This is a genomic window from Acidovorax sp. SRB_14 (assembly GCF_012932145.1).
GTDB lineage: Bacteria > Pseudomonadota > Gammaproteobacteria > Burkholderiales > Burkholderiaceae_C > Simplicispira.
In genome coordinates this window covers 95,666-118,817 of record NZ_MWOK01000010.1, presented here as the reverse complement: position 1 = coordinate 118,817, position 23,152 = coordinate 95,666, and the positions used below count along the sequence as shown (strand labels likewise).

Sequence of the window (23,152 nt, the reverse complement as noted above, 5' to 3'; positions counted from 1 at the left end):
ATGGCCCTGTTCAACCACGCCCCCAATGCGACCCGAAGCCTGCGCGTGCTGGCGCGGCTGCTCGGCTACCCCGATGCGGAACTGCGCGCCCACCTGCCCGGGCTGCGCGCTGCGCTGCTGCAGGAGCAGGCGCTGCCTGCGCCGCGCCTGGCGGAGCTCGACGCGCTGATCGATACCCTGGAGCGCAAAGCGGCGCTGGAAGCCGAGGCCGACTACGTCGAGCTGTTCGACCGCGGCCGCGCCACCTCGCTGCACCTGTTCGAGCATGTGCATGGTGACTCGCGCGACCGCGGTCCGGCCATGATCGATCTGGCCAAAACCTACGAGCAGGCCGGCATGTTCCTGGGCGAGGGCGAAATGCCCGACTTCCTGCCGGTGGTGCTGGAGTTCACCTCCACGCAGCCGCCGCGCCAGGCGCGCGAGTTCCTCGCTGAAATGGCACACATCTTCAACGCCCTGTTTGCCGCCCTGCAGCAGCGCTCAAGCCCCTATGCCTGCGTCCTGGGCGCCTTGCTCGAACTGGCGGGCGAGAAAGCTTCGCCGGTCGAGATCGCTGCCGAAGAGCCGATGGACGCCGTCTGGCAGGAGCCGGTGGTGTTTGATGGCTGCTCGTCCAAAGGCCAGGCGCGGCCCGACCAGCCGCAACCCATCCACATCGTGCCCCACGCCGCGCGCCAGGCACGTCCCACCCACGGAGCACAGCGATGACTTCCCTGCACGGTTTTCTCTTCGGGGTCTACCCCTACATCTGCCTGTCGGTGTTCCTGCTCGGCAGCCTGCTGCGCTTCGACCGCGACCAGTACACCTGGAAAAGCGATTCGTCGCAGCTGCTGCGCACCGGGCTGCTGCGCTGGGGCAGCAATTTGTTCCACGTCGGCATCCTGTTTTTGTTCTTTGGCCATCTGATCGGCCTGCTGGCGCCGCATGCGTTCTATGCGCACTTTCTCGAAGCTTCGGTCAAGCAGAAAATCGCCATCTACTCGGGCGGTCTGTTCGGTGTCCTCTGCTTCATCGGCCTGTCGATGCTGATCTACCGCCGCATGTTCGACGAGCGCATCCGCTACACCAGCCACAAGACCGACCTGGCGATCCTGCTGATCCTGTGGGTGCAGCTGGTCGTGGGGCTGATCACGCTGCCTTTTTCGTGGGCGCATTCCGACGGCAGCGTGATGCTGATCCTGGCCGACTGGGCGCAGCGCATCCTGACGCTGCGCACGGTCGATGCCGAGGTGCTGGCCGGCTTGCCCTGGCCCTACCTGTTTCACATCGTCTTCGGCATGACGATCTTCCTGCTGTTCCCGTTCAGCCGCCTGGTGCACGTGTGGAGCGGTTTTGCGTCGGTGGGCTACCTGTTCCGGCCCTACCAGGTGGTGCGCAGCCGGCGCTTGGACGTGGGCGTCACCACGCGCTCGTCGCACGCGCCGCAGCCGGTGCAGGCGGTCCATCCCGCCCACCGCCCGGTCGCCCAGGCCCCGACGGGCGCCGCCTCGCCCAAAGGAGAGTTCTCATGAACACCGCTCCCTCTTCCTCTTCCGGTTGCGGCAGCGGATGCGGTTGTGGCAGCGCGGCTGCCCCTGCCGATGCCGCGGCGGCCGGCACCCGGAGCGGGCCCACGGCCACCATCAACGGCGTGGCCCTGCACCTCCCGGGGCAGCGCCCTGCCGAGGACGAACTGCGCGAACGCGCCTATGCCGAACTGCTGCGCCAGCGCGCCGTGGCGCAGGGGCTGTTGCCGGCCTACGCGGGCAGCGTGGCGCCCGAACTGGGCGAGCCGGAGCGCCAAATCCTCGAACAGCTGGTCGACGCGGACGTCCGCAGTCCGCAGCCGCAGGAGGCCGAGTGCCAGCGCTACCACCAGGCGCACGCTGCGCAGTTCACCGTGGGGCAGGCGCTGCATGTGCGGCACATCCTGTTTGCGGTCACGCCCGGCACCAACGTGCAGGCGCTGGCAGTGCATGCGGAAAAAGCCCTGCTGGAACTGACCCACGCAGACAGCCCGCCCGGACGCTTTGCGCAGCTGGCGACCGAACTGTCCAACTGCCCCACCAGCACCCAGGGCGGCGACCTGGGATGGATCGGCCCGGACGACTGCGCGCCCGAACTGGCGCAGGCGCTGTTCCACACACAGCAGCACCAAGCCCGCGTCGGCGTGCTCCCGCGGCTGGTGCACAGCCGGTTTGGCTTCCACATCGTAGAGGTGCTGGAGCGCCGCGAGGGAACCCAGCCCACCTACGCCGAGGTGCGCGAGCGCATAGCGCGCCTGCTGGCGATGCAGTCGCGCGCTCGCGCGCTGCACCAGTACATGGCCCTGCTGGCGGGCGAGGCCACGCTGGAACACATCGCACTGGACGCCGCCGACTCCCCGCTGGTGCAGTAGGCATGGACGCGCCGGCTCACGACAGCGCGAACGACAGCGACAGCAGCGCTGACAGCAGCGACGAACTGCTGGTGCGCCTGCGGCGCTTCAAGTCGGAATATTTCCCGCTGCACCAGCAGCGTTTCCAGGACCTGGTGGCCGAAGGACAGCACCCGACCACGCTGTTCATTGGCTGCTCCGACTCGCGCCTGCTGCCTTACCTGCTCACCGGCGCCGGTCCGGGCGAGCTGTTTCTGGTGCGCAATGTGGGGGCTTTTGTGCCGCCCTACGACGGCTCGCACGGCCACCACGGCACGGCGGCGGCCATCGAATTCGCCGTGCTCAGCCTGCAGGTCAGCCGGATCGTGGTCTGCGGTCACAGCCACTGCGGTGCCATCAAGGCGCTGTATGGCGAGGTGCCCTCCGAAGCCCACAACCTGCTGCGCTGGCTCGACCTGGGGCGCGAGGCGGTGCTGCCGGTCCAGCCATGCCCCGAGGCCTTGCGCCGCACCGAGCAGCGCGCCGTGGTGCTGCAACTGGGCCGGCTGATGGAATTTCCCATGGTGCGCAGCCGCGTGCTGGCGGGGCAGATCAGCCTGCACGGCTGGCATTACGTCATTGAGGACGGCGAAGTCCATGTCTTCGATGTCAAGACGGGCAATTTCGTCGCCGCCTCGGTGGCCACGAACAGCGGCACCGGCCCGTATGCCCCGTATGTCGAGCACGATGGGCAGGTGATTTGCGATTGAGCCAGCGCGCCATGCCCGGGTTCCATGCCTGAAATTCCTGGGGCCACCGGGAACTATGACTTTGATAGCTATCTGCATACGGCTGGCAGGCGCTAGAGCCTTGTTTCGATGCCAAAGGCCGGATTCCCACCCAGTGGATCCGCGAAGGGGCGCCGCCCCCGGTGCGGGGCGTGGACGGCGCCTCCGCCCGAGCCCGTGCCGCTGGGGACCGCAGGACAGATGCACCAAGATTGCGCTGCGTCAGGAATGCGTTTTAACCACCACGCCGGGGCGGGACTTGCGCGGGTCTGTCGCCAAAAAGGTCTATTCTTGCCGTCTGCGCAGCGCCCACCTTGTCCTGTTTCCGGGACCCGGTGCGCTGCGCAACCCCTTCCACGGCTGCGCGTGCCCGGTGCTGCGCCGCCTTTTCCCAAGGCAGACCCCATGAAACGCGAAGACCTCGGCCGCGCGCACGACGTGACCGCCACCCAGCCCATCAGCCTCGATGTGCTGAAAGAAAAATACCTCAAGGCCGGCGAAACCAGCGCCGAAGACCTGTACCGCCGCGTGGCACGCGCGCTGGCCTCGGTCGAGGCCGAGGGCGAGCGGGAAAAATACGAAGCGCTGTTCCTGGCCAACCTGCACGCCGGCGCCATCGGCGCGGGCCGCATCATGAGCGCCGCCGGCACCGACATCCAGGCCACGCTCATCAACTGCTTCGTGCAGCCCGTGGGCGACTGCATCCAGGGGGTGGACGAGGGCGGCTACCCCGGCATCTACGAAGCGCTGCGCGAAGCGGCCGAAACCATGCGGCGCGGCGGCGGCGTGGGCTACGACTTCTCGCGCATCCGCCCGCGCGGCGCGCAGGTCAAGGGCACGCATTCGATGGCCTCGGGCCCGTGCAGCTACATCAACGTGTTCGACCAGTCGTGCTCCACGGTCGAGAGCGCCGGCGCGCGCCGCGGCGCGCAGATGGGCGTGCTGCGCATCGACCACCCCGACGTGATGGACTTCATCACCGCCAAGCGCACGCCGGGGCGCTGGAACAATTTCAATGTCTCGGTGGGCGTCTCCGATGCCTTCATCGAGGCGGTGCAGAATGACCAGCCGTGGGAGCTCGTGCACCAGGCGCGGCCGGGCGCCACGCTGATGGCGCAGGGCGCCTACCAGCGGGCCGACGGCCAGTGGGTCTACCAGACGCTGCCGGCGCAGGAGCTGTGGGACACCATCATGAAGTCGGCCTACGGCTTCGCCGAGCCCGGCATCCTGTTCCTCGACCACATCAACACCGACAACAACCTGCACTACTGCGAGTCCATTGAGGCCACCAACCCGTGCGGCGAGCAGCCGCTGCCCTCGTACGGCTGCTGCGACCTCGGCCCCGTCATCCTGACGCGCTTTGTGCGCCACCCGTTCGGCCTGTCGGGCGAAGCGGCGTTCGACTTCGACGCGTTTGAAAAATCGGTGGCGCTGCAGGTGCGCGCCCTCGACAACGTGCTCGACCTGACCTTCTGGCCCCTGCCCCAGCAGCGCGAAGAGGCGCACGCCAAGCGCCGCATCGGCGTGGGCTTCACCGGCATGGGCAACACCCTGGCCATGCTGTGCCTGCGCTACGACGCGCCCGAGGGCCGCTCCATGGCGGCGCGCATCGCCGAGCGCATGCGCGACGCCGCCTATGCCGCGTCCGTGGCGCTGGCGCGCGAGAAGGGCGCCTTCCCGAAATTCGACGCCGAGGGCTACCTGGCCACCGGCACGTTTGCCAGCCGCCTGCCAGCAGCGCTGCAAAAGGACATCCGCAAGCACGGCATCCGCAACAGCCACCTGCTGTCGATCGCGCCCACCGGCACCGTGAGCCTGGCCTTTGCCGACAACGCGTCCAACGGCATTGAGCCGCCGTTCTCGTGGATGTACAAGCGCCGCAAGCGCGAGGGCGACGGCAGCACTTCCGAGTACGCGGTCGAAGACCATTCCTGGCGCCTGTACCGCGAGCTCGGCGGCGACGTGGCGCGTCTGCCCGCGTACTTCGTCTCGGCGCTCGAGATGTCGGCCGACGGCCACATCGCGATGATGCAGGCGGTGCAGCCCTTCGTGGACACGGCCATCTCCAAGACCGTGAACATCCCGGCCGACTACCCGTACGACGACTTCAAGGGCCTGTACCTGCAGGCCTGGCGCGCGCGCCTCAAGGGGCTGGCGACGTACCGCCCCAACAGCATCCTGGGTGCGGTGCTCGAAACCCACGCCCCCGCCGAGGCTGCGCCGCAGGCGCCGGCCGCGGCCCCGGTGGACCCGATGCGCACCGTGATCGAGAGCCGCCCCAAGGGCGCGCTGTCGGCCGTGGCCGAGAAAGTGGAGTACTGGACGCAGGAAGGCCAGAAGCGCCTGTACCTCGTGGTGTCCTTCCTGCCCGTGCCCAATGCCGACGGCACCGGCACGGTCGACCGCGCGATCGAGTTCTTCATGCCCGTGGGCCAGAGCGGCGAGTCGCAGCAATGGGTGACGTCGAGCATGCGCCTGCTGTCGCTGGCGGCGCGCGGCGGCTTCCTCGAGCGTGCGCTCAGCGACATGCGCAAGGTCGCCTGGGACCGCGGCCCCGTGCGCCTGGGCACGCACCAGAAGGCCGATGGCACGCATGTGCCCATGTGGCACGACTCCGAAGTGGCCGCCATCGCCTACGCAGTGCAGAACATCCTGGCGCGGCGCGCCCGCAAGAACCTGGGCGTCGATGTGCCGGCGCTGGCCGAGGCGCCTGCGGTGGCCGTGGCCGCCATGCCGCCCATCATGGCCGGCCAGAAATGCAGCGAGTGCGGCGCGCACGCGGTCATCCGCAAGGACGGTTGCGACTACTGCACCCAGTGCGGCCACCTCGGCACCTGCGGATGAGCCTGCGCCCCGCCACCGCGCGGCCTGGGGCACCGGGCAAGCCTGCACCCGAGGGGCTGGCGCCGCCCGACCCCCGCTGGCGGCCGGTCTACCTGATGCGGGCTCCGCACCGGCTGGGGTTTTTCCTGGCGATGGTGCTGCTGGGGGCTTCGGGGGTGTGGTGGGCGCTGGTGCAGGTGGACCGGGCGAGCGGACTGCTGGGGCTGCCCTATGCGCTGTCGCCGTCGCTCGTGCATGCCGCCGTGATGGTGCTGGGCTTCATTCCGCTGTTCTTTTCGGGTTTTTTGTTCACCGCCGGCCCCAAGTGGCTGGGGGTTGCGCCCTGGGGGACGCGCACGCTGCTGCCGCCCCTGCTGCTGCAGGCCCTGGGCTGGCTGCTGTGGCTGGGGGGCGCCCATATGGCGGCGCGCTGGGCCATCGCGGGTGCGGCGCTGGCGGCGCTCGGCCTGGCGTGGATGACGGCACTGTTTTGGTGGCTGGTGCTGCGCAGCCGCGCCGACGACCAGGTGCATGCGCGCGCCATCGCCGTGGCCTGCGCCGTCGGCAGCCTGAGCGCCATGGGCGCCGTGCTCGGCCTGGCGCTGGATGCGCCGGCCGTGGCGCGCGCCTGCGTGCTCACGGCGTTGTGGGGCTTCGTCGTGGTGGTGTACGTCACGGTGGCGCACCGCATGATCCCGTTTTTCACGTCGAGCGCCCTGCCGTTCATCGCCGTGTGGCGCCCGTTCTGGGTGCTGTGGCTGATGTTGGCCGCCGCCGCCCTCGAGGCCGCTGCCGTGTGGGTCGAGCTCGACGGGCCGCTGCAGGGGCCGGTGGCGCCGCTGTGGCTGCTGGTGCGCGGCGTGCTGGAACTGGCCGTGGGCGCCGTGCTGCTGTGGCTGGCCGGCGTGTGGGGCGTGGTGCAAAGCCTCAAGAACCGGCTGCTGGCCATGCTGCACCTGGGCTTTCTGTGGTTGGGGCTGGCGCTGGTGCTCGCTGGCGTATCCCAGTTGCTGGGCCTGGCGCAGGGCGCGCCCGTGCTCGGCCTGGGGGCCCTGCATGCGCTCACCATGGGGTGCCTGGCCTCGCTGATGCTGGCCATGGTCACGCGCGTGTCGTGCGGGCACAGCGGCCGTGCCCTGGTGGCCGACCGGACGGTCTGGTCGCTTTTTTGGGCCTTGCAGGCGGCCACCGTGCTGCGCATCGCGGCGGCGCTGCCCGGTGCCGCGTCGGCGTGGCTGCTGCTGGCGGCCGCGCTGCTGTGGGCCGCCGTGGTGGCGGTATGGGGGGTGCGGCTGGGAGACTGGTATGGACGCTTGCGCGCCGATGGTCGCCCCGGTTGAAGGCGGCACGCCCGGCGAGCTGGCCGCGGTGGCTGCCACGCTGATCCAGGCGCGCCAGACCATCCTGCCCAAGCGCCTGGCCGAGCCCGCGCCCCCGGCTGCCGAGTTCGCGCAGATCGTGGCCGCCGCCGGCCAGGCGCCCGACCACGGGCAGATCCTGCCCTGGCGCCTGGTGCGGGTGCCGCAGGCGCAGCGCGGGCCGCTGGCCGAGGTGTTCGCCGCCGCCCTGCTCGGGCGCGACGCCCGCGCCACGCCCGAGCAGGTGGCGCAGGCGCGCGACAAGGCCTATCGCTCGCCCGAGCTTTTGCTCGTGGTGGTGGACGGCGAGCGCGGCGACCCGCAGATCGACCTGCACGAGCGCATCGTGTCGGCCGGCTGCGCGGTGCAGAACATGCTGCTCATGGCCACGGCGCTGGGCTACGGCTCGGCGCTGACCAGCGGCAAGGCGCTCAAGTCCGCGGGCTTGCGCACACTGTTTGGCCTGGGCGCGGGCGAGCACGCGCTGTGCTTCCTGAGCCTGGGCACGGTGCAGTCGCGCAAGCGCGCGCGCCTGCGTCCCGTGCCCACCGATTACCTGCGCACCCTCGGCGGCGAGCCCCCCGACGAGCCGTCGCGCGCAGACCCTTTGCTGTGATGTCGGAGAACACCCATGGAAATTGCGAGTTTTGACGATTTGCTGCAGGCCGCCCGCTCGCAGCCCGAGCCCCAGAGGCTGCTGTTTGTGTTCGCCGGCGCCGAGTTGCCGGGCGATGCCACGCCCGCACAGCGCGCCGATTTCGCGGCCGGGCAGGGCGGCGCGCTGGTGCCGCTGATGTGCGTGGACAAGCGGCCCGAAGACATTGCCTCGTTTGCCGCACTGGTGGACGAATCCGCCCAGTTCGGTCATGACTGGGCCATGGTGTTCGCCGCCGCGCTGTCTGGCACGCTGCACCGCGCGCCCAGCAGCGAGGAGGCCGAGGCGCCGCTGCAGCGCATGGTGGACGCTGTGAAGGAGGGCCGGGTGGACGCGTTCATCCCGTTCAACCGGCAGGGCGAGCCGGTGCGGCTGGGCTGAGCGCCATGGCCGGCAACGCGGCCCTGCCCGGCTTCGGCGCGCCCGCCGTGGGCTTTGACACGCCGTTCGAGATGCTCGAGGCCTGCCACGAGCGCGTGCAGCGCACGCTGGCGCTGCTGCAGAGGCTGGTCGGCTACCTGCACGGCCAGGCCTGCGACGACTCCGCGCGCCAGGCGGCGCACGATGTGCTGCGCTACTTCGACCTCGCCGCGCCGCTGCACCACGAAGACGAAGAGTTGCACGTGTTTCCGCCGCTGCTGGCGCACGGTGACGCCGCCGTGGCGGCGCGGGTGCGGCAGCTGCAGCAGGACCATGCGCGCATGGACGCCGACTGGCAGGCCGCGCGCACGGCCTTGCAGGCGCTGGCCGAAGGGAAAAAAACCGCCTTCAGCGCGCAGGACGAGGCCGCGTTCGCGCGCTTCGCCACAGCCTACGCCGCGCACATCCGCAGTGAGGAAGACCTGGTGTACCCGGCGGCGCGCGCCCTGCTCGGCGCCGACGCGCTGCAGCGCATGGCCCAGGACATGCGCCAGCGCCGGGGCGCTGCGTCCTGATTTGCGCTATTATAATGATAGCTTCTGGCGTTTGATGGGTAAGTGTTTGTGGCGGATTTGACTGGTGTTTTGCTTGGTCAGTGCACCACCACCGGGTTCTGCGCCAGGCCCGTGTAGCGGTCCAGCGTGTCTTCCACTTCCTCCTGCGTCGGTGCGTCGCGCTGCCATGCCAGGATGACCTGCTGGAACATTTCTGCCCACGAGCCATCGAGGTAGACCTCCTTGCCCGAGCGCTTGTCTACGATCTCGAAGCCGTGGCGGGCCAGCTGTGGGGCGGGGGCGGGGCTGTCCGCCGACGTGGCATCGAGCGGCTTCACGGCGTCTGTCAGCATGTGGACCACCACAAAAGATTCTGAGTCGTAGAGCATGTGCATGGTGTTCTCCCTGGTCTGTGTGTCTGTCAGATGACAGCGCGGGCGCGGAGTTCAAGTCCTGCGGTGCGGCCCGGGGGCCTGCCCCAGTATTTCACGGATGCCAATCACCTTCGCTGGCGGGGCCTTGGCCCCGGTTCAGGGCGCGGCGTGGCCGCTCAGGCGCAGGTCGGCAAAGTCGCCGTTGGCCTGGGTGAGGCGGATGCGCACGGGCAGGTAGCCCAGGGCGGGCGCGAGCCACAGCTCGGCCTTCTGGTCGTAGTCGCGGCGCGGCAGGCGCTCCAGTTTCAGCGCCGGGGTGGCGCCCACGGGCAGGTCCAGCGTTTCCTCGCCCTCGATGGTGAACGACCAGACGTCGGCCGCGCGCGCGCTTGCCGTGGCCACGCTGATGCGGGTGCCCACCGGGTAGCGTTCGGGCGCCGCGGCCAGCAGGGCGCCGAGCTGGAGGAACACGCTGAGCCGGTCCTGCGTGCCCGGCACCAGAACGGCTTCGGGCGTGTTGGCGCTGAACGTGATCCGGTTGTGGGCGTAATCGAAGTGCGCGGCCTGTTCGCTGCGTGCGCGGTCGCCGAAGCGCCGGGGCTGCAGGCCGCCCGCGGCGATGTCGCCCTCGCTGGTCTGCGTGCGCGCGCCCAGGAACAGCAGCTTGATCTCCTGGCGCGCCTGGTAGTGCTGGCCGTCGTGCTGCCACAGCAGTTCGGCGCGCGCGCTGTAGTGGAGCTTCTTGGCCTGCCCGCTGACCTCGAAATCCAGGCGCACGGGAGGCGGAATGCGCACCGGGCGGGGCGCTGCGCTGTCCCCGGGTGCGCCCGCGCCCGGCACGGCGATGTCGATCGCTGCTGTCGTGCCTGCGGCGGGCGCCGGCGCGGGGGCCTCTGAAGGGGCGTCCGGCGCCTCGGCCGCAAGGAGCGGCTGCGGGCCCGGCCCGTGGTCGGGGGCAGTCTCGGCGGCAGGGTCGGGAGAGGGCGCGCTGGCCTGGTTGTCGGTTTCCGGGTCCGGCGCACGGTTTGCCAGAGGCTCCGGGTCGGTCGCGCCGGGGGGCGGGCCCAAGAGGCTGGCCTCGGCGCTCGCCGCCACCGCAGGGGCCGGAGAGGGCGTGCTGGCGGGCACAGGCGCCTTCTTGCGCGGCGGCGGGCGCCGCACCGGCGCGGCGGCCGGCGGGGCCTGCGCGGGGGCGGGCGGTGGCGTTGCCACGGTGCGGGTGGTGAAAACCTGGGGCGGCTGCGCGGTCGCCGGCCGGTCCCAGTGCAGCGGCACGCCGGCCAGCACCCACCAGTGCAGGGCCAGCACCGCCGTGGCGATCAGCAGCAGGGTGCGCCGCGGGATCATGGTGCCCTGCCGGCCGCGCTCAGGCGCCGCCAAACCCCAGGTCGTGCGACAGGTGCGCGGCGGCGGCGCGCAGCGGCGTGTCGATGGTGCCGCCCCAGGCCGCGTCCAGCGTGGCGACCGAGCCCAGCGTGGTGATGCCGAGCGCCAGGTGGCCGTCGGCGTCGAACACCGGCGCGCAGAAGGCGACGATGCCCGGCAGCAGCGTGTCCACCACGCGCGCTGCGCCGCGCTCGCGCACTTCCTGCAGCAGGGCCTGGGCCGCGGCCAGCGTGGCGGGCAGGTCGCTGCGGTGCAATTTTTCGGCCTGTGCCAGCTCGGCCTGCAGCAGCGGCGCCACCACCTCGGGCGCGAGGTGCGCGGCAAAGCAGCGGCCCGTGGCCGAGGCCAGCAGCGGCATTACGTCGCCCAGGCGCAGGTTGGCGGTGACGGCCTGCGCCGACTCCTCCCAGTGCACGATGGTCGGGCCGTGGTTGCCCCACACCGCCAGCGCCAGCGTGTGGCCAATCTCGTCCATGAGCTGCGGCAGGCGCTCGCGCGCCAGGCGCACCGCGTCCAGGCGCGACAGCGCCGCCAGCCCCAGGCGCAGCGCGGCGGGCCCGAGGTCGTAGCGCGCGGTGCGGCTGTCCTGCGTGACCAGCCCCATGCGCTGGAAGCTCACCAGATAGCGGTGCGCCTTGGCCGCGCTCATGTCGGCCGAGGCGGCCACGTCCTTGAGCATCAGCGGCCCGCGCGCTCGCGTGAGGCCTTCGAGCAATGAGAAGCCGACCTCGACGGACTGGATGCCGGCGCGTTCCTTGTCCATGTGCACTAGAATTTCAGAGGTTTTGTTTAGTTAAATCGATTTCACCCAGCGTAATTTGCGCTGGGCGCAGCCGCTTTCCATGCCGATAAAGGTTTTGCACCCATGAAACTCGCCACCTACAAAGACGGTTCACGCGACGGCCAGCTGGTGGTCGTCTCACGCGACCTGGGCAGCGCGCATTATGCGACCGGCATCGCCCACAGGCTGCAGCAGGTGCTCGACGACTGGAGCTACCTGGCGCCGCAGCTGCAAGACCTGTACGACCAGCTCAACGCGGGCAAGGCGCGCCACGCGTTCCCGTTCGACCCGCAGCAGTGCATGGCCCCGCTGCCGCGCGCCTATCAGTGGGCCGACGGCTCGGCGTACATCAACCACGTCGAACTGGTTCGAAAAGCGCGCAACTCCGAAGTTCCGGCCAGTTTCTATCTCGATCCGCTGATGTACCAGGGCGGCAGCGACGATTTCATCGGCCCCTGCGACGACGTGGTGGTGCCCAGCGAGGCCATGGGCATCGACTTCGAGGCCGAGATCGCCGTCGTCACCGGCGACGTGAAGATGGGCAGCACGCCCGAGCAGGCGCTCGACGGCATCCGTCTGGTCATGCTGGCCAATGACGTGAGCCTGCGCAATCTGATTCCGGCCGAGCTGGCCAAAGGCTTCGGCTTCTTCCAGAGCAAGCCCGCGACCGCCTTCAGCCCCGTCGCCGTGACGCTCGACGAACTCGGCGACGCCTGGGACAAGGGCCGCCTGCATCTCACGCTGCAGTCCACCTGGAACGGCCGCAAGGTCGGCATGTGCGACGCCGGCACCGAGATGACCTTCCACTTCGGCCAGCTGATCGCCCACATCGCCAAGACGCGCAACGTGCGCGCCGGCTCCATCGTCGGCAGCGGCACTGTCAGCAACAAGGGCGTGGCGGACGCCAAGGGCCGCACCGACTGGCCCAAGGGCTACAGCTGCATCGCCGAGAAGCGCTGCATCGAAACCATCCAGGACGGCCAGCCCTCGACCGAATTCATGAAGTACGGCGATACCATCCGCATCGAGATGAAAGGCAAGGACGGCCAGAGCATATTTGGCGCCATCGACCAGGCGATTGCGGCGCCCGCCTGAGTTTTCCATGAAATAGGGCTCTGGCCCTTGCCCAGTAAGCGCTGACAGCTATCAAAGAAATAGTTGAAGGAGACACAGCGCAGGAGCGCCGCCCTCCAGGCCACCGGGGTCACGCCCGATGAAGGGCCGGCACCGGTTTTAGGCAGCGTCGCACACCCATAATCGGCGCCCATGGACAAGCTCAAGGCGTTTGAATCTTTCGTCTCCGTGGCCACGCGCGGCAGCCTCACGGCGGCGGCGCGTGCCGAGGGCGTGGCCCCGGCCATCATGGGCCGTCGCCTCGACGCGCTCGAAGAGCACCTGGGCGTGAAGCTGCTCGTGCGCACCACGCGGCGCATCAGCCTGACCAACGAGGGCAGCGCCTTTCTGGAAGACTGCCAGCGCCTCTTGACCGAGGTGGCCAACGCCGAAGCCAGCGTCTCGGCCGGCGGCGTCAAGGCCAGCGGCCACCTGCGCATCACGGCGCCAGCCGGCTTTGGCCGCCGGCATGTGGCGCCGCTGGTGCCGCTGTTCCGCGCGCTGCACCCCGAGGTGGCGATTTCGCTCAACCTCAGCGACCGCGTGGTCGACCTGGCGGGCGAGGGCTTTGACTGCGCCGTGCGCGTGGGCGACCTGCCCGATTCCTCGCTCGTGAGCGTGCGCGTGGCCGACAACCGGCGCCTGTGCGTCGCGGCGCCGCAGTACCTGCAGCGCCGCGGCACGCCCCAGCACCCAAGCGAGCTGGCGGCGCACGATTGCCTGACGCTGTCGAGCGACGCCTCGCAAACGCGCGGTTGGGCCTTTCGCGTGCCCACGGCCACGGGCGCCAGCGAACTGGTGCACATCCGCCCCGGCGGGCCGCTCGACTGCTCGGACGGCCAGGTGCTCTACGACTGGTGCCTGGCCGGCTTTGGCATCGCCTGGCGCAGCACCTGGGAGGTCGAGGACGAGATCGCCGCGGGCCAGCTGGTGGCGGTGCTCGACGCGTTCGCCGCACCGCCCAACGGCATCTATGTGGTGTTTCCGCACGCCAAGCACCTGCCGCTGCGCGTGCGCCTGTGGATCGACTACCTCAAGCACAATTACAGCCAACCCGGGTTCTGGAAGACACCCTGAGGCGGTGGTGCCGTGGGCGCCTCCGGCTTCGCCCCGGCCCATGTACAAGGACTTGCAATGACCCTCGAAGCCGTTCTGGCCAGCCTGCATCTGGTGGCCATCCTGACCCTGGTGGTCTTTCTCTCGAGCCAGGCGGCCCTGTGCCGCACCGAATGGCTCAACGCCGCCGTGGTGGCGCGCCTGGCGCGCCTGGACCTGATCTATGGCATCACCGCCGTGGTGCTGCTGGCCACCGGCCTGGCGCGCGTGTTCTGGGGCATCAAAGGGGCGTCCTGGTACGCCACGCAACCGCTGCTGCACCTCAAGGTGGCGCTGTTCGTGGTGATGGTGCTGCTGTCCATCCGTCCCACGCTGGCCTTTCGGCGCTGGCGCCGTGCCCTGTACGCCACTGGGGCCCTGCCCGCCGCGGACGAAGTGGCCCGCGTGCGCCGCCTGGTGATGGTGCAGTCGCATCTGCTGCCCGTGATCGCTGTGGTGGCGGTGTTCTGGGCGCGCGGCTGGTAGGTCGCAGTGTGACAAAATGTAGGCCCGCTCCGAAGGCTCTGGCTGTAGGCGCACGCTCGAGCCGCGGCTTTGCGCTTTGAGTGACCCGGCTGCGCCCAGGCGCATGCCACGCAGAATCCCAGGACCTTGTATGACGCGTGCCGATGCGCAGATGACCACCCCACCGCCGCCGGGCGCCGCCGCGCCTGCGCGCGGCGCGCAGCACGCGCTGCAGGGGCTCGCAAGCGTTGACTGGACGTGGGCGATCCTCGGGCTGTTTGGCGTGCTGTGGCTGTGGCACCTGAGCAGCGTGGCACTGAGTCCGCCGGCCGACAACATCGAGCAGCTCACCTGGGTGCGCTCGCTGCAGTGGGGCTACTACAAGCACCCGCCACTGCCCACCTGGGCCCTCTGGGCCTTTGTGCAGGTGGCCGGATGGTCTGCCTGGTCGAGCTACCTGCTGGGCGCGCTGTGCACGCTGGCTTCCCTGGCGCTCTACGCGGCACTGCTGCGCGAAATGTACGGTCGGCACTACGCCCTGGTGGGGTTGCTGGCGGCGCTGTGCATCACTTTCTACAACGGCCGGCTGTACTACTACAACCACAACACGGCGCTCACGCTGTGGGTCGCGGCGAGTGCCTGGCTGTGGTGGCGCATCCTCACGCGGCCGCAGCTGCGCTGGTGGCTGGCGCTGGGCGTCGTGGCCGCAGCGGGCATGCTCAGCAAGTACCAGTACGCGGTCACGGCGCTGTGCGGGTTGTGGCTGTTTGCGCGCCACGGCCTGTGGCGCGACCCGCTGCAGCGCCGCGGCCTGGTGCTGGCGGTCGCGGTCGCGCTGGCGCTGGTCCTGCCCCATGCGCTGTGGCTGCTGCAGCAGGAGCGCGGCCCCATCGCCTATGCGATGCAGTCGTCGCTGGGCGCCCAGCTGGGCCCCGTCGAGCGCCTGACCGCATCGACGAAATGGCTGGCGGACTGGCTGCTCAACCGCTGCCTGCCGGCCCTCTTGCTGCTGGTTGCCGTTTGGTGGGCGCAGCGCCGCTTGGCGGCGCCCGGTGCGCGCCTGCCGCCAAGCGCTGGTCCGCAGCATGCTGCGCAGACAGCGGAGCGTGGTGCCTCGGTCCTGCTGTGCTGGGGCCTGCTGCCGCCCTTATTCATGGCGGCCATGGGTGTGCTGGGCGGCGTGGACCTGCAGTTGCAATGGGGCACGGCCTTTGCGATGTGGACGGTGCCTGCCCTCATGGCTTGGCTGCGCCTGCGCGAAGAGGCCCTCGCTGTGCGCCGGGTGCTGGTGCTGGGGGGCGTGTTCTTTGTGCTGCTGCAGGCCCTGCTGGTGTGGCAGTCGTACGACTCCTCCGCGTTCGGACGCCACCGGCCGCGTTCGCCGCATTGGCGAGAATTTGCGTCCGAGGAGCTGGCACTGGCCGTGGCCGGCCCGGCGCGGCAAGCGTTGGGCGGCCCCATTTCCATCATCCGCGGGCCCGCCACGGTCAGTGGCGTTGTGGCACTGTGGCTGCCCGAGCAGCCCCGCGTGCTGATCGACGGCAACCTGGCCGTGAGTCCCTGGATTGCACCGGGCGAGCCCGAGCGCCTGGGGGTGCTGAACCTGTGGCCGCCGGGCACCGGCCCCGAGGATGCCCACCGGGTGCGTGGCGGCTGGGGCTGGTCGGTGCAAGTCGGCACAGGCGCGGACCCGGCGAGCCACTGAGATGGCGCGCGCCCTGGTCTTGTGCGCCGACGACTTCGCCCTGAGCGAGGGCGTGTCGCGCGCGATCGCCGCGCTGGCCGCCCAGGGGCGCCTGAGCGCGACCAGCGCCATGGTGCTGTCGCCGCGCTGGCGCGAGGATGTGGCCCGGCTGCAGCCGCTGCGCGGCCAGGTGGATGTGGGGCTGCACCTGGACTGGACCAGCGCGTTCGCCCTGGCGGCGGGGCACGGCCAGCCCTTGCCGGCCCTGATGCTGTGGGCTGCCCTCGGGGCCTTGCGCGCCGATGCCGTGCGCGCCGTGGTCGAGCGCCAGCTCGACGCGTTCGAGGCGCACTGGAAGGCGCCGCCCGACCACATCGACGGCCACCAGCATGTGCAGCAGTTCCGCGGCATCCGCGAGGCGCTGGTCGAGGCCGTGCAGCGGCGCTACCCGCAGCATCCGCCCTGGCTGCGCGTGTCGCTGGCGCCGCCGGGCCAGCGCGACCTCAAGGCGCGCACCATTGCGGCCTGGGGCGCGCAGGCCCTGGTGCGCCAAGCCAACCGCGCGGGGCTGCCGCATGCGGAGGTGCTGTCGGGTATTTACGATTTTTCGGGCGACACCGCGGCGTATGCGCAGCACATGCAGCGCTGGCTGCGCACAGCGCCCGCGGGCACGGTGCTGATGTGCCACCCCGCCGACCGCGCCGACGCGGACGACGCCATCGGGGCGGCGCGCGCGCGCGAAGGCGCCTACCTGGCCAGCGCTGCGTTCGCGCAGGCGCTGGCCGCTGCGGATGTGCGCCTGGCACGCGGCCACGATCTCTTCCCTGCGGCGCCCGCGTGACCGGGCCCCACTGCACATGCGCCTGACCGGATCCCGAAAATCCTGGCTGATGATGGGCGCGCTGTGGGCGCTGCTGCTGGTCCTCGCGGGCTTGCGCCCGCTGGCCCTGCCCGACGAGGGGCGCTATGCCGAAATCGGCCGCTGGATGCTGGTCTCGGGCGACTGGCTGACGCCGCGGCTCGACGGCATTCCCTTCTTCCACAAGCCGCCGCTGCTGCACTGGCTGCAGGCGCTCGCCATGGCCGTCTTCGGCGCCGGGGTCTGGGCGGCGCGCCTGGCGCCGGCCCTGCACGCGGGGCTGATGATGGTGACCGTGTACCTGGCGGCGCTGCAGGTGGCCCCGCCCGCGGTGGCACGGCGCGCGGCGCTGATGCTGGGCACCAGCCTGTCGTTTCTGGCGGCCGGGCAGTACGTGAACCACGACATGCTGGTCGCCGCGTGGATAGGCGTTGCCATCTGGAGCTTCGCGCTGGCCTTCCTGCACGGCCCGCGCCCCCATGCCGCGCTGGCGCGCCTGGGTTTTGTGGCCTGCGCGCTGGGCGTGCTCTCCAAGGGGCTGATCGGCCTGGCCTTGCCGGGGCTGGTGCTGCTGGTCTGGCTGCTCTGGACGCGCCAGTTGCCCAAGGCGCTGCGCCTGCCCTGGGCCAGCGGACTGGCGCTGTTCGCCGTGATTGCCCTGCCGTGGTTCGTGCTGGCCCAGCGGCAGTACCCGGACTTTGTCGGCTACCTGTTTGGCGTGCAGCAGTTCGGCCGCTACACCGGCACGGCGTTCAACAACCCCCGGCCCTGGTGGTTCTACCTGCCGGCGCTGGCCGGCCTGTTCTTTCCCTGGGTGATTTTTGCATTGAATCAGGTCAAAGCGCCCGTCCAGTCTGCGCAAGCAGCTACTGATTCAATAGCGCGGCCGGTCTGGCTGCTGTGCTGGATCTGGATCGTCGCCATCGTCGGCTTCTTCTCGGTGCCGAACTCCAAGATCGTCGGCTACGTGCTGCCGGTGATGCCGCCCCTGGCCTTGCTGGCCGCGCTGGGCTGGCAGCGCTGGCTCGGCGGCCACCGCTGGGAGCGCGCCCTGTGGGGCGCGCTCTGCCTGCTGGCCGTGGCCGTGGCCGTGGCGGTCCATGGGCTGGCGGGCCGATATGCGGCGCGCCATGGCACGCAGGACATCGCGCGCACGCTGGCCTGCCAGGCGCGCCCATCCGACACGGTGTATGCGCTCGGCGAATACCCGTACGACCTGCCGTTCTACACCCAGTCCGTGCAGCCCATGGTGGTGGTGCAGGACTGGACGGCGTTGCGCCGCTCGGCGGGCGACAACTGGCGTCGCGAGCTGTTTGAAGGCGCCGACTTCGACGCCGCTGCCGGGCGCGTGCTGCAAACGCCCGAGGTGCTCGCATCCGCTGCGCAGCAGCCGGGGCGCTGGCTGGTGGCGCCGAACGCGCTGCCCGCGGCGCAGATTCCCGCCGGCTGGGTGGCGGTGCAGCGCGGTGCGGGCTGGAGCCTGTGGCGCTCAGCGCCGGAAGGCCCAGAACCGGCTGAGCACAAAGGTCTGGCCGGCTGCGAGCCCCATGGCGGTGACCAGCGCCAGCCATGACGGCCAGCCCGCCACGCGCAGCAGCAGCACGAACGCGAGTTCATTGACGGCAAAGCCGGCCAGCGCCGTGGCGCCAAAGCGTGCGAGGCTCTGCGCCAGCGTGGTGCCGGCACCATGGAAGCTCAGCCGCCGGTGGCCCGCAAAGCTGACCAAAAAGGCCACGCCAAAGCCCAGCGCGTTGGCCGCCTCGGGCCACAGCCAGCGCTGCGCCAGCGCGAACACCGCCATGTGGGTGAGCGCCGCGGTGCCGCCGACGGCCAGAAACCACAAGCCCGTGCGCGCCGCGCTCATGCGCCGGGGCGGTCTGCGCCGTCCTGCGCCAAGCCTGCGCCGCTGCGCTCGCTCACCAGGTAGGACGGGCGGCGCTTGACCTCTTCGTAGATGCGGCCCACGTACTCGGCGAGCACGCCGATCGACAGCAACTGGATGCCGCTCAAAAACATCATGCCTGCCGCCAGCGTGGCATAGCCCGGCACCTCGATGCCGAGCCAGAAGTACTCGAGCACCACCCACAGGCCGTAGGCCAATGAAGCCATGGACAGCAGCAGGCCCAGCAGCGACAGCGCACGCAGCGGGGTTGAAGAGAACGCCACCATGCCGGTCAGCGCTAGCGAAAACGCGCCGCGCAGCCCGAAGCTGCTGTGGCCCTGGGTGCGCGGCAGGGGCAGGTAATCCAGCGCCGTGCTCTGAAAGCCGACCCAGGCGTACAGGCCCTTCATGAAGCGGTTGCGCTCGGGCAGCGCTTTCAGGGCGTCGACCACCTTGCGGTCCATCCAGCGGAAGTCGCCCGCGTCGGCCGGAATGGCGACCCGGCTGCCCCAGTTGACGAGGCGGTAGAACAGGTGCGCCAGACGCGCGTGCAGCGGCGACTGGTCGTCGCGCGTGCGCCGCACGGCATACACGACGTCGCTGCCTTGCTGCCATTTTTCCAGCATCTGCGGCAGCAGGGCGGCCGGGTGCTGGCCGTCGGCGTCCATCAGCACGACGACCTCGCCGCGCGCGGCGTCGAGTCCAGCGGTCAGCGCCGCTTCCTTGCCGAAATTGCGCGACAGCTCGATCAGCACCACGCCCGGGTGCGCCGCGCACAGCGCGCGCGCCACGGCGGCCGTGTCGTCGCGGCTGCCGTCGTCGACCACCAGCACCTCCACCTGGGGCGACAGCGCGTGCAGCGATGCCAGCACCTGCGGTACCACCTGGGCCAGGTTCTGGCCCTCGTTGTAGGCCGGCAGCACGCAGGAAATGGAGGGGATCCGGGTGGCGCGGGGCGCCGGGACGCCAGCGTGGGGCATGTCAGGGGCCGTAGGGTTCGCAGGGGGCGGTGGTAGGGGCGTCATATCGTAGGCGGATGCATTGCGGCAAAAAAAAACCGCCTGGCGGGACAGGCGGGTGGCGCGCGGTGTGCCGCGTCACTTCTTGAGGCATTGGGCCATGAACGCCTTGCGTTCATCGCCCTTCATGCCTTTGGCGTCGGTGTTGCAGGTCTTCATCTTGTCCTGCTGCGTGGCGGGTTTGTGGCTCAGGCAGTTTTTCATGAAGGCTTTGCGCTCGTCTCCCTTCATGCCCTTGGCGTCAGTGTTGCAGCTGGCCATCTTGGATTGCTGCGCCGAGGGTGTGGCGTTGTCGGCGGCATGTGCCGCACCCAGGGACAGGGCCAGGCCCAGCGCGGTCAGGGAAAGAAGCTGTTTCATGGAGTCTCCTTTAAGGGGGATGGGTGAGGGGCCACCCCGGCGGAATTTCACCACACAACGGCAGCGCCCACAATGCGATTGACGCGCAGCGCAGCTGCCATTTCCCGGCCCCGTAAAATCGGGCCATGCTCTCTGTCAAACAAGACCTGCTGGCCGCGCTTGCGGCCGCGCTGGACACCCTTTTCCCTGGCACGGCCGCCCGTGCCGCGTTCGAGTCCCCTAAAGTAGCCGCCCATGGCGACTTCGCCTGCACGGCCGCCATGCAGTTGGCCAAGCCGCTCAAGCTCAACCCGCGCCAGCTGGCCGAGACGCTGCGCAGCGCGCTGCTTGCCACGCCCGCCTTCCAGCGCTGGGTCTCGGACATCGAGATTGCCGGTCCTGGTTTCATCAATATTCGCCTCCAGCCCGCCGCCAAGCAGGAAGTGGTGCGCGAGGTGCTGGCGGCCGGTGCGCGGTTCGGTTTCGCGCCCGAGCGGGGCGAGAAGGTGCTGGTCGAGTTCGTCTCGGCCAACCCCACCGGCCCGCTGCACGTCGGCCACGGCCGCCAGGCGGCGCTGGGCGATGCGCTCTGCCACCTGTTCGCCACGCAGGGCTGGAGCGTGCACCGCGAGTTCTATTACAACGACGCCGGCGTGCAGATCCAGACGCTGACGCACAGCACGCAGCTGCGCGCCAAGGGTTTCCAGCCCGGCGACAGCTGCTGGCCCACCGATCCCGAGAACCCGGCGAGCAAGGCCTTCTACAACGGCGACTACATCCAGGACATCGCCAACGACTTTCTGGCGAAGAAGACCGTCAAGGCCGACGACCGCGAATTCACCGCGAGCGGCGACGTCGACGATGCGGAGTCCATCCGCCAGTTCGCCGTGGCCTACCTGCGCAATGAGCAGGACAAGGACCTGCAAGCGTTCAATCTGAAGTTCGACGAGTACTACCTGGAGTCGAGCCTCTACACCAGCGGCCGCGTCGAGGCCACGGTTCAGCGCCTCATCGCCAACGGCCACACCTATGAGCAGGACGGCGCGCTGTGGCTCAAGAGCACCGACTACGGCGACGACAAGGACCGCGTCATGCGCAAGCAGGACGGCAGCTACACCTACTTCGTGCCCGATGTGGCCTACCACATCGCCAAGTGGGAGCGCGGCTTCACCAAGGTCGTCAACATCCAGGGCACCGACCACCACGGCACCATCGCGCGCGTGCGCGCCGGCCTGCAGGCGGCCGATGTCGGCATTCCGCAGGGCTACCCCGACTACGTGCTGCACACCATGGTGCGCGTGGTCAAGGGTGGCGAAGAGGTCAAGATCAGCAAGCGCGCGGGCAGCTATGTGACGCTGCGCGACCTGATCGAATGGACCAGCAAGGACGCGGTGCGTTTCTTCCTGCTCAGCCGCAAGCCCGACACCGAATACACCTTCGATGTCGATCTGGCTGTGGCGCAGAACAACGACAACCCGGTGTACTACGTGCAGTACGCGCACGCGCGCATCTGCTCGGTGCTCACGGCCTGGGGCGGCGACGTGACCGGCCTCAAGAACGCCGACCTCTCGGCGCTCGAGGGCCCGCAGGCCCAGGCGCTGATGCTGCAGCTGGCCAAATACCCCGACATGCTCACGGCGGCCACCGAGGGCGAGGCACCGCACGACGTGACGTTCTACCTGCGCGACCTGGCCGCCTGCTACCACAGCTACTACGACGCCGAGCGCATCCTGGTCGACGACGAGGCCGTCAAGCGTGCGCGCCTGGCGCTGGTCGCCGCCACCGCGCAGGTGCTGCACAATGGCTTGGCGGTGCTGGGCGTGTCTGCCCCGCGCAGAATGTGACGGAATCGGACCTATGAAAAAGCAGCAGCAGGGCGGGACCATTGTGGGCTTCATCTTCGGCCTGGTCGTCGGGCTGGGGGCGGCGCTGGCCGTGGCCGTCTACGTGACCAAGGTGCCGGTGCCCTTTCTGAACAAGGGCGCCTCGCGCAGCCTCGACCAGGACGCGGCCGAAGCGCAGAAGAACAAAAACTGGGACCCCAATTCACCACTCTATGGCAAGAACCCGGCGCGCACCACAGCGCCCGAGGCGTCGGGCCCGGTGGGGGCAGAAGCGCCCCCGGCCATGCCGCCTGCCGCTGCGCATGCGCCCGACGCCCCTGCTGCAGCGCCATTGCCCCCCGCGGTCGCGGGCAAGGCGCCGCCTGCGGGCACCACCAAGGCCGCCACCTCGGCAGACCCCTTGGGTGACTTGGTCAAGGCCAAGTCCAAGTCTGCCGCCGCGGTCAGCGTGGACCCGTTCGATTATTTCGTGCAGGCAGGCGCCTTCCGCGCCCAGTCTGACGCCGACGCGCAGCGCGCCAAGCTGGCCATGATGGGCTGGGAGGCGCGCGTGAGCGAGCGCGAGCAAAATGGCCGTACCGTGTTCCGCGTGCGCGTGGGTCCGTTTGGCAAGCGAGACGATGCCGAGCAGCTCAAGGAAAAGCTCGATGGCGCCGGCGTGGAGTCGGCCCTGGTGCGCGTGCAGCGCTGAACTTTCCGCGCGGTGGCCGCTCAGACCCCCGCAACCAGAACAAGGAGTGTCCTTTCCATGAAACGCCGTGAGTTTTCCCTGTCTGCCGCCTCTGCCGTGGCTGCGTCCACCCTGTCGCTGCCGGCCCTGGCCCAGCTCGCCCCGAAAGAGGGCAAGGACTACGTCAAGCTGGCCAAGCCCGCACCCACCGAGGCACCGGCCGGCAAGGTCGAGGTGATCGAGTTCTTCTGGTACAGCTGCCCGCACTGCAACGATTTCGAGCCGACCTTCGCCGCCTGGCTCAAGAACGCACCGCAGAACGCCAGCGTGCGCCGCGTGCCCGTGGCCTTCAATGCCAGCTTCGTGCCGCAGCAAAAGCTCTATTACGCGCTCGAAGGCCTGGGCAAGCTCGGCGAGCTGCACCCCCGCGTGTTCCGCGCCATCCACGTCGAACGCCAGAACCTGGCCAAGGACGATGCCATTTTTGCCTGGATCGGCAAGCAGCCCGGCATGGACCTGGCCAAGTTCAAGGAGGTCTACAACTCCTTTACCGTCTCCAATCAGGTGCGCCGCGCCAGCCAGCTGCAGGAGGCCTATGGCGTCGAAGGCGTGCCCTCGATGGGCGTGGCCGGCCGTTATTACACCGATGGCACCCACGCAGGCAGCATGGGCGCCGTGTTGGAGGTGGTTACTTACCTCGTGGCCCAGAGCGCCAAGGGCTGAGCCTTGCGCCACCCGCGCCCGATGGAACGCCAGCCCGCAGCCGCG

Annotated in this window: 24 protein-coding genes; 18 read left to right on the top strand and 6 right to left on the bottom strand. The window is 69.7% G+C overall.

The window, feature by feature from the left end:
• The 9 genes from narJ (at position 1) to B2J86_RS09985 (ending at position 8,894) form a co-directional block, all read left to right on the top strand.
• Positions 1-708: a nitrate reductase molybdenum cofactor assembly chaperone gene (narJ, locus tag B2J86_RS10025; RefSeq protein ID WP_173025435.1), complete on the top strand. Its 708-nt coding sequence runs from the start codon at positions 1-3 to the stop codon at positions 706-708.
• Positions 705-1,511: a respiratory nitrate reductase subunit gamma gene (gene narI, locus B2J86_RS10020; RefSeq protein ID WP_254068044.1), complete on the top strand. Its 807-nt coding sequence runs from the start codon at positions 705-707 to the stop codon at positions 1,509-1,511. The genes narJ and narI overlap by 4 nt, the downstream gene beginning before the upstream one ends.
• Entirely contained in the window at positions 1,508-2,377 is an 870-nt protein-coding gene (locus tag B2J86_RS10015; RefSeq protein ID WP_173025434.1) for a peptidylprolyl isomerase, read from the top strand. Before narI ends, B2J86_RS10015 begins: the two co-directional genes overlap by 4 nt.
• A gap of 2 nt (positions 2,378-2,379) precedes the next feature.
• Positions 2,380-3,105 (top strand): carbonic anhydrase, encoded by a 726-nt coding sequence (locus B2J86_RS10010; RefSeq protein WP_173025433.1) that lies wholly within the window; start codon positions 2,380-2,382, stop codon positions 3,103-3,105.
• Positions 3,106-3,528: 423 nt separating this feature from the next.
• Complete coding sequence (locus B2J86_RS10005) at positions 3,529-5,967, top strand: adenosylcobalamin-dependent ribonucleoside-diphosphate reductase (RefSeq protein WP_173025432.1); 2,439 nt, start codon at positions 3,529-3,531, stop codon at positions 5,965-5,967.
• Entirely contained in the window at positions 5,964-7,286 is a 1,323-nt protein-coding gene (locus B2J86_RS10000) for an NnrS family protein (RefSeq protein ID WP_254068043.1), read from the top strand. The genes B2J86_RS10005 and B2J86_RS10000 overlap by 4 nt, the downstream gene beginning before the upstream one ends.
• Positions 7,252-7,920 (top strand): nitroreductase, encoded by a 669-nt coding sequence (locus B2J86_RS09995; RefSeq protein WP_254068042.1) that lies wholly within the window; start codon positions 7,252-7,254, stop codon positions 7,918-7,920. The genes B2J86_RS10000 and B2J86_RS09995 overlap by 35 nt, the downstream gene beginning before the upstream one ends.
• Before the next feature lie 15 nt (positions 7,921-7,935).
• The gene (locus B2J86_RS09990; RefSeq protein ID WP_169169706.1) at positions 7,936-8,340 is read left to right on the top strand and encodes a ribonucleotide reductase subunit alpha; all 405 of its coding nucleotides are present in this window, start codon (positions 7,936-7,938) and stop codon (positions 8,338-8,340) included.
• Positions 8,341-8,345: 5 nt separating this feature from the next.
• A complete protein-coding gene (locus B2J86_RS09985; protein ID WP_173025431.1) occupies positions 8,346-8,894 on the top strand; it encodes a hemerythrin domain-containing protein in 549 nt (182 codons plus the stop codon).
• Positions 8,895-8,971: 77 nt separating this feature from the next.
• Here B2J86_RS09985 and B2J86_RS09980 read toward each other — a convergent pair whose 3' ends face one another.
• From B2J86_RS09980 to B2J86_RS09970, 3 genes are all read right to left on the bottom strand, one after another.
• Positions 8,972-9,268, bottom strand: coding sequence for a DUF3567 domain-containing protein (locus tag B2J86_RS09980; protein ID WP_169169708.1), 297 nt, complete (start codon positions 9,266-9,268; stop codon positions 8,972-8,974).
• Between the two features lie 135 nt (positions 9,269-9,403).
• Positions 9,404-10,594, bottom strand: a complete 1,191-nt coding sequence (locus tag B2J86_RS09975; RefSeq protein ID WP_216842349.1) for a DUF3108 domain-containing protein — start codon at positions 10,592-10,594, stop codon at positions 9,404-9,406.
• 19 nt (positions 10,595-10,613) lie between these two features.
• Complete coding sequence (locus B2J86_RS09970) at positions 10,614-11,396, bottom strand: IclR family transcriptional regulator (RefSeq protein ID WP_169170765.1); 783 nt, start codon at positions 11,394-11,396, stop codon at positions 10,614-10,616.
• A 102-nt stretch (positions 11,397-11,498) separates the two neighbouring features.
• Here B2J86_RS09970 and B2J86_RS09965 point away from each other — a divergent pair, with 102 nt between their 5' ends.
• The 6 genes from B2J86_RS09965 (at position 11,499) to B2J86_RS09940 (ending at position 18,203) form a co-directional block, all read left to right on the top strand.
• Positions 11,499-12,509 carry a fumarylacetoacetate hydrolase family protein gene (locus tag B2J86_RS09965; protein WP_173025430.1) on the top strand — a complete coding sequence of 337 codons (1,011 nt, stop codon included), beginning with the start codon at positions 11,499-11,501 and terminating at the stop codon, positions 12,507-12,509.
• A gap of 171 nt (positions 12,510-12,680) precedes the next feature.
• Entirely contained in the window at positions 12,681-13,604 is a 924-nt protein-coding gene (locus tag B2J86_RS09960) for a LysR family transcriptional regulator (protein ID WP_169637147.1), read from the top strand.
• Positions 13,605-13,661: 57 nt separating this feature from the next.
• Complete coding sequence (locus B2J86_RS09955) at positions 13,662-14,108, top strand: DUF2214 family protein (protein ID WP_173025429.1); 447 nt, start codon at positions 13,662-13,664, stop codon at positions 14,106-14,108.
• 130 nt (positions 14,109-14,238) lie between these two features.
• Positions 14,239-15,792, top strand: coding sequence for a glycosyltransferase family 39 protein (locus tag B2J86_RS09950; protein ID WP_173025428.1), 1,554 nt, complete (start codon positions 14,239-14,241; stop codon positions 15,790-15,792).
• Position 15,793: 1 nt separating this feature from the next.
• Positions 15,794-16,612, top strand: a complete 819-nt coding sequence (locus B2J86_RS09945) for a ChbG/HpnK family deacetylase (RefSeq protein WP_173025427.1) — start codon at positions 15,794-15,796, stop codon at positions 16,610-16,612.
• Between the two features lie 16 nt (positions 16,613-16,628).
• The gene (locus B2J86_RS09940; RefSeq protein WP_254068041.1) at positions 16,629-18,203 is read left to right on the top strand and encodes a glycosyltransferase family 39 protein; all 1,575 of its coding nucleotides are present in this window, start codon (positions 16,629-16,631) and stop codon (positions 18,201-18,203) included.
• Here the strand turns inward: B2J86_RS09940 and B2J86_RS09935 are convergent.
• From B2J86_RS09935 to B2J86_RS09925, 3 genes are all read right to left on the bottom strand, one after another.
• Positions 18,120-18,494, bottom strand: a complete 375-nt coding sequence (locus tag B2J86_RS09935; protein WP_169167422.1) for a GtrA family protein — start codon at positions 18,492-18,494, stop codon at positions 18,120-18,122. The genes B2J86_RS09940 and B2J86_RS09935 overlap by 84 nt on opposite strands.
• Entirely contained in the window at positions 18,491-19,492 is a 1,002-nt protein-coding gene (locus tag B2J86_RS09930; RefSeq protein WP_240964681.1) for a glycosyltransferase family 2 protein, read from the bottom strand. The genes B2J86_RS09935 and B2J86_RS09930 overlap by 4 nt, the downstream gene beginning before the upstream one ends.
• A 117-nt stretch (positions 19,493-19,609) precedes the next feature.
• Positions 19,610-19,891, bottom strand: a complete 282-nt coding sequence (locus B2J86_RS09925; protein WP_169167424.1) for a PsiF family protein — start codon at positions 19,889-19,891, stop codon at positions 19,610-19,612.
• A 125-nt stretch (positions 19,892-20,016) separates the two neighbouring features.
• Between B2J86_RS09925 and argS the strand changes: the two genes are divergently transcribed.
• Genes argS through B2J86_RS09910 form a run of 3 tightly spaced genes read left to right on the top strand, consistent with a single transcriptional unit; the run spans position 20,017 to position 23,107 of the window.
• Entirely contained in the window at positions 20,017-21,714 is a 1,698-nt protein-coding gene (gene argS / locus B2J86_RS09920) for an arginine--tRNA ligase (protein WP_173025426.1), read from the top strand.
• A 13-nt stretch (positions 21,715-21,727) separates the two neighbouring features.
• A complete protein-coding gene (locus tag B2J86_RS09915) occupies positions 21,728-22,405 on the top strand; it encodes an SPOR domain-containing protein (protein ID WP_173025425.1) in 678 nt (225 codons plus the stop codon).
• 57 nt (positions 22,406-22,462) lie between these two features.
• On the top strand, positions 22,463-23,107 hold the full coding sequence (locus B2J86_RS09910; protein WP_173025424.1) for a thiol:disulfide interchange protein DsbA/DsbL: 645 nt from the start codon (positions 22,463-22,465) through the stop codon (positions 23,105-23,107).
• The last annotated feature ends 45 nt before the right edge of the window (positions 23,108-23,152 follow it).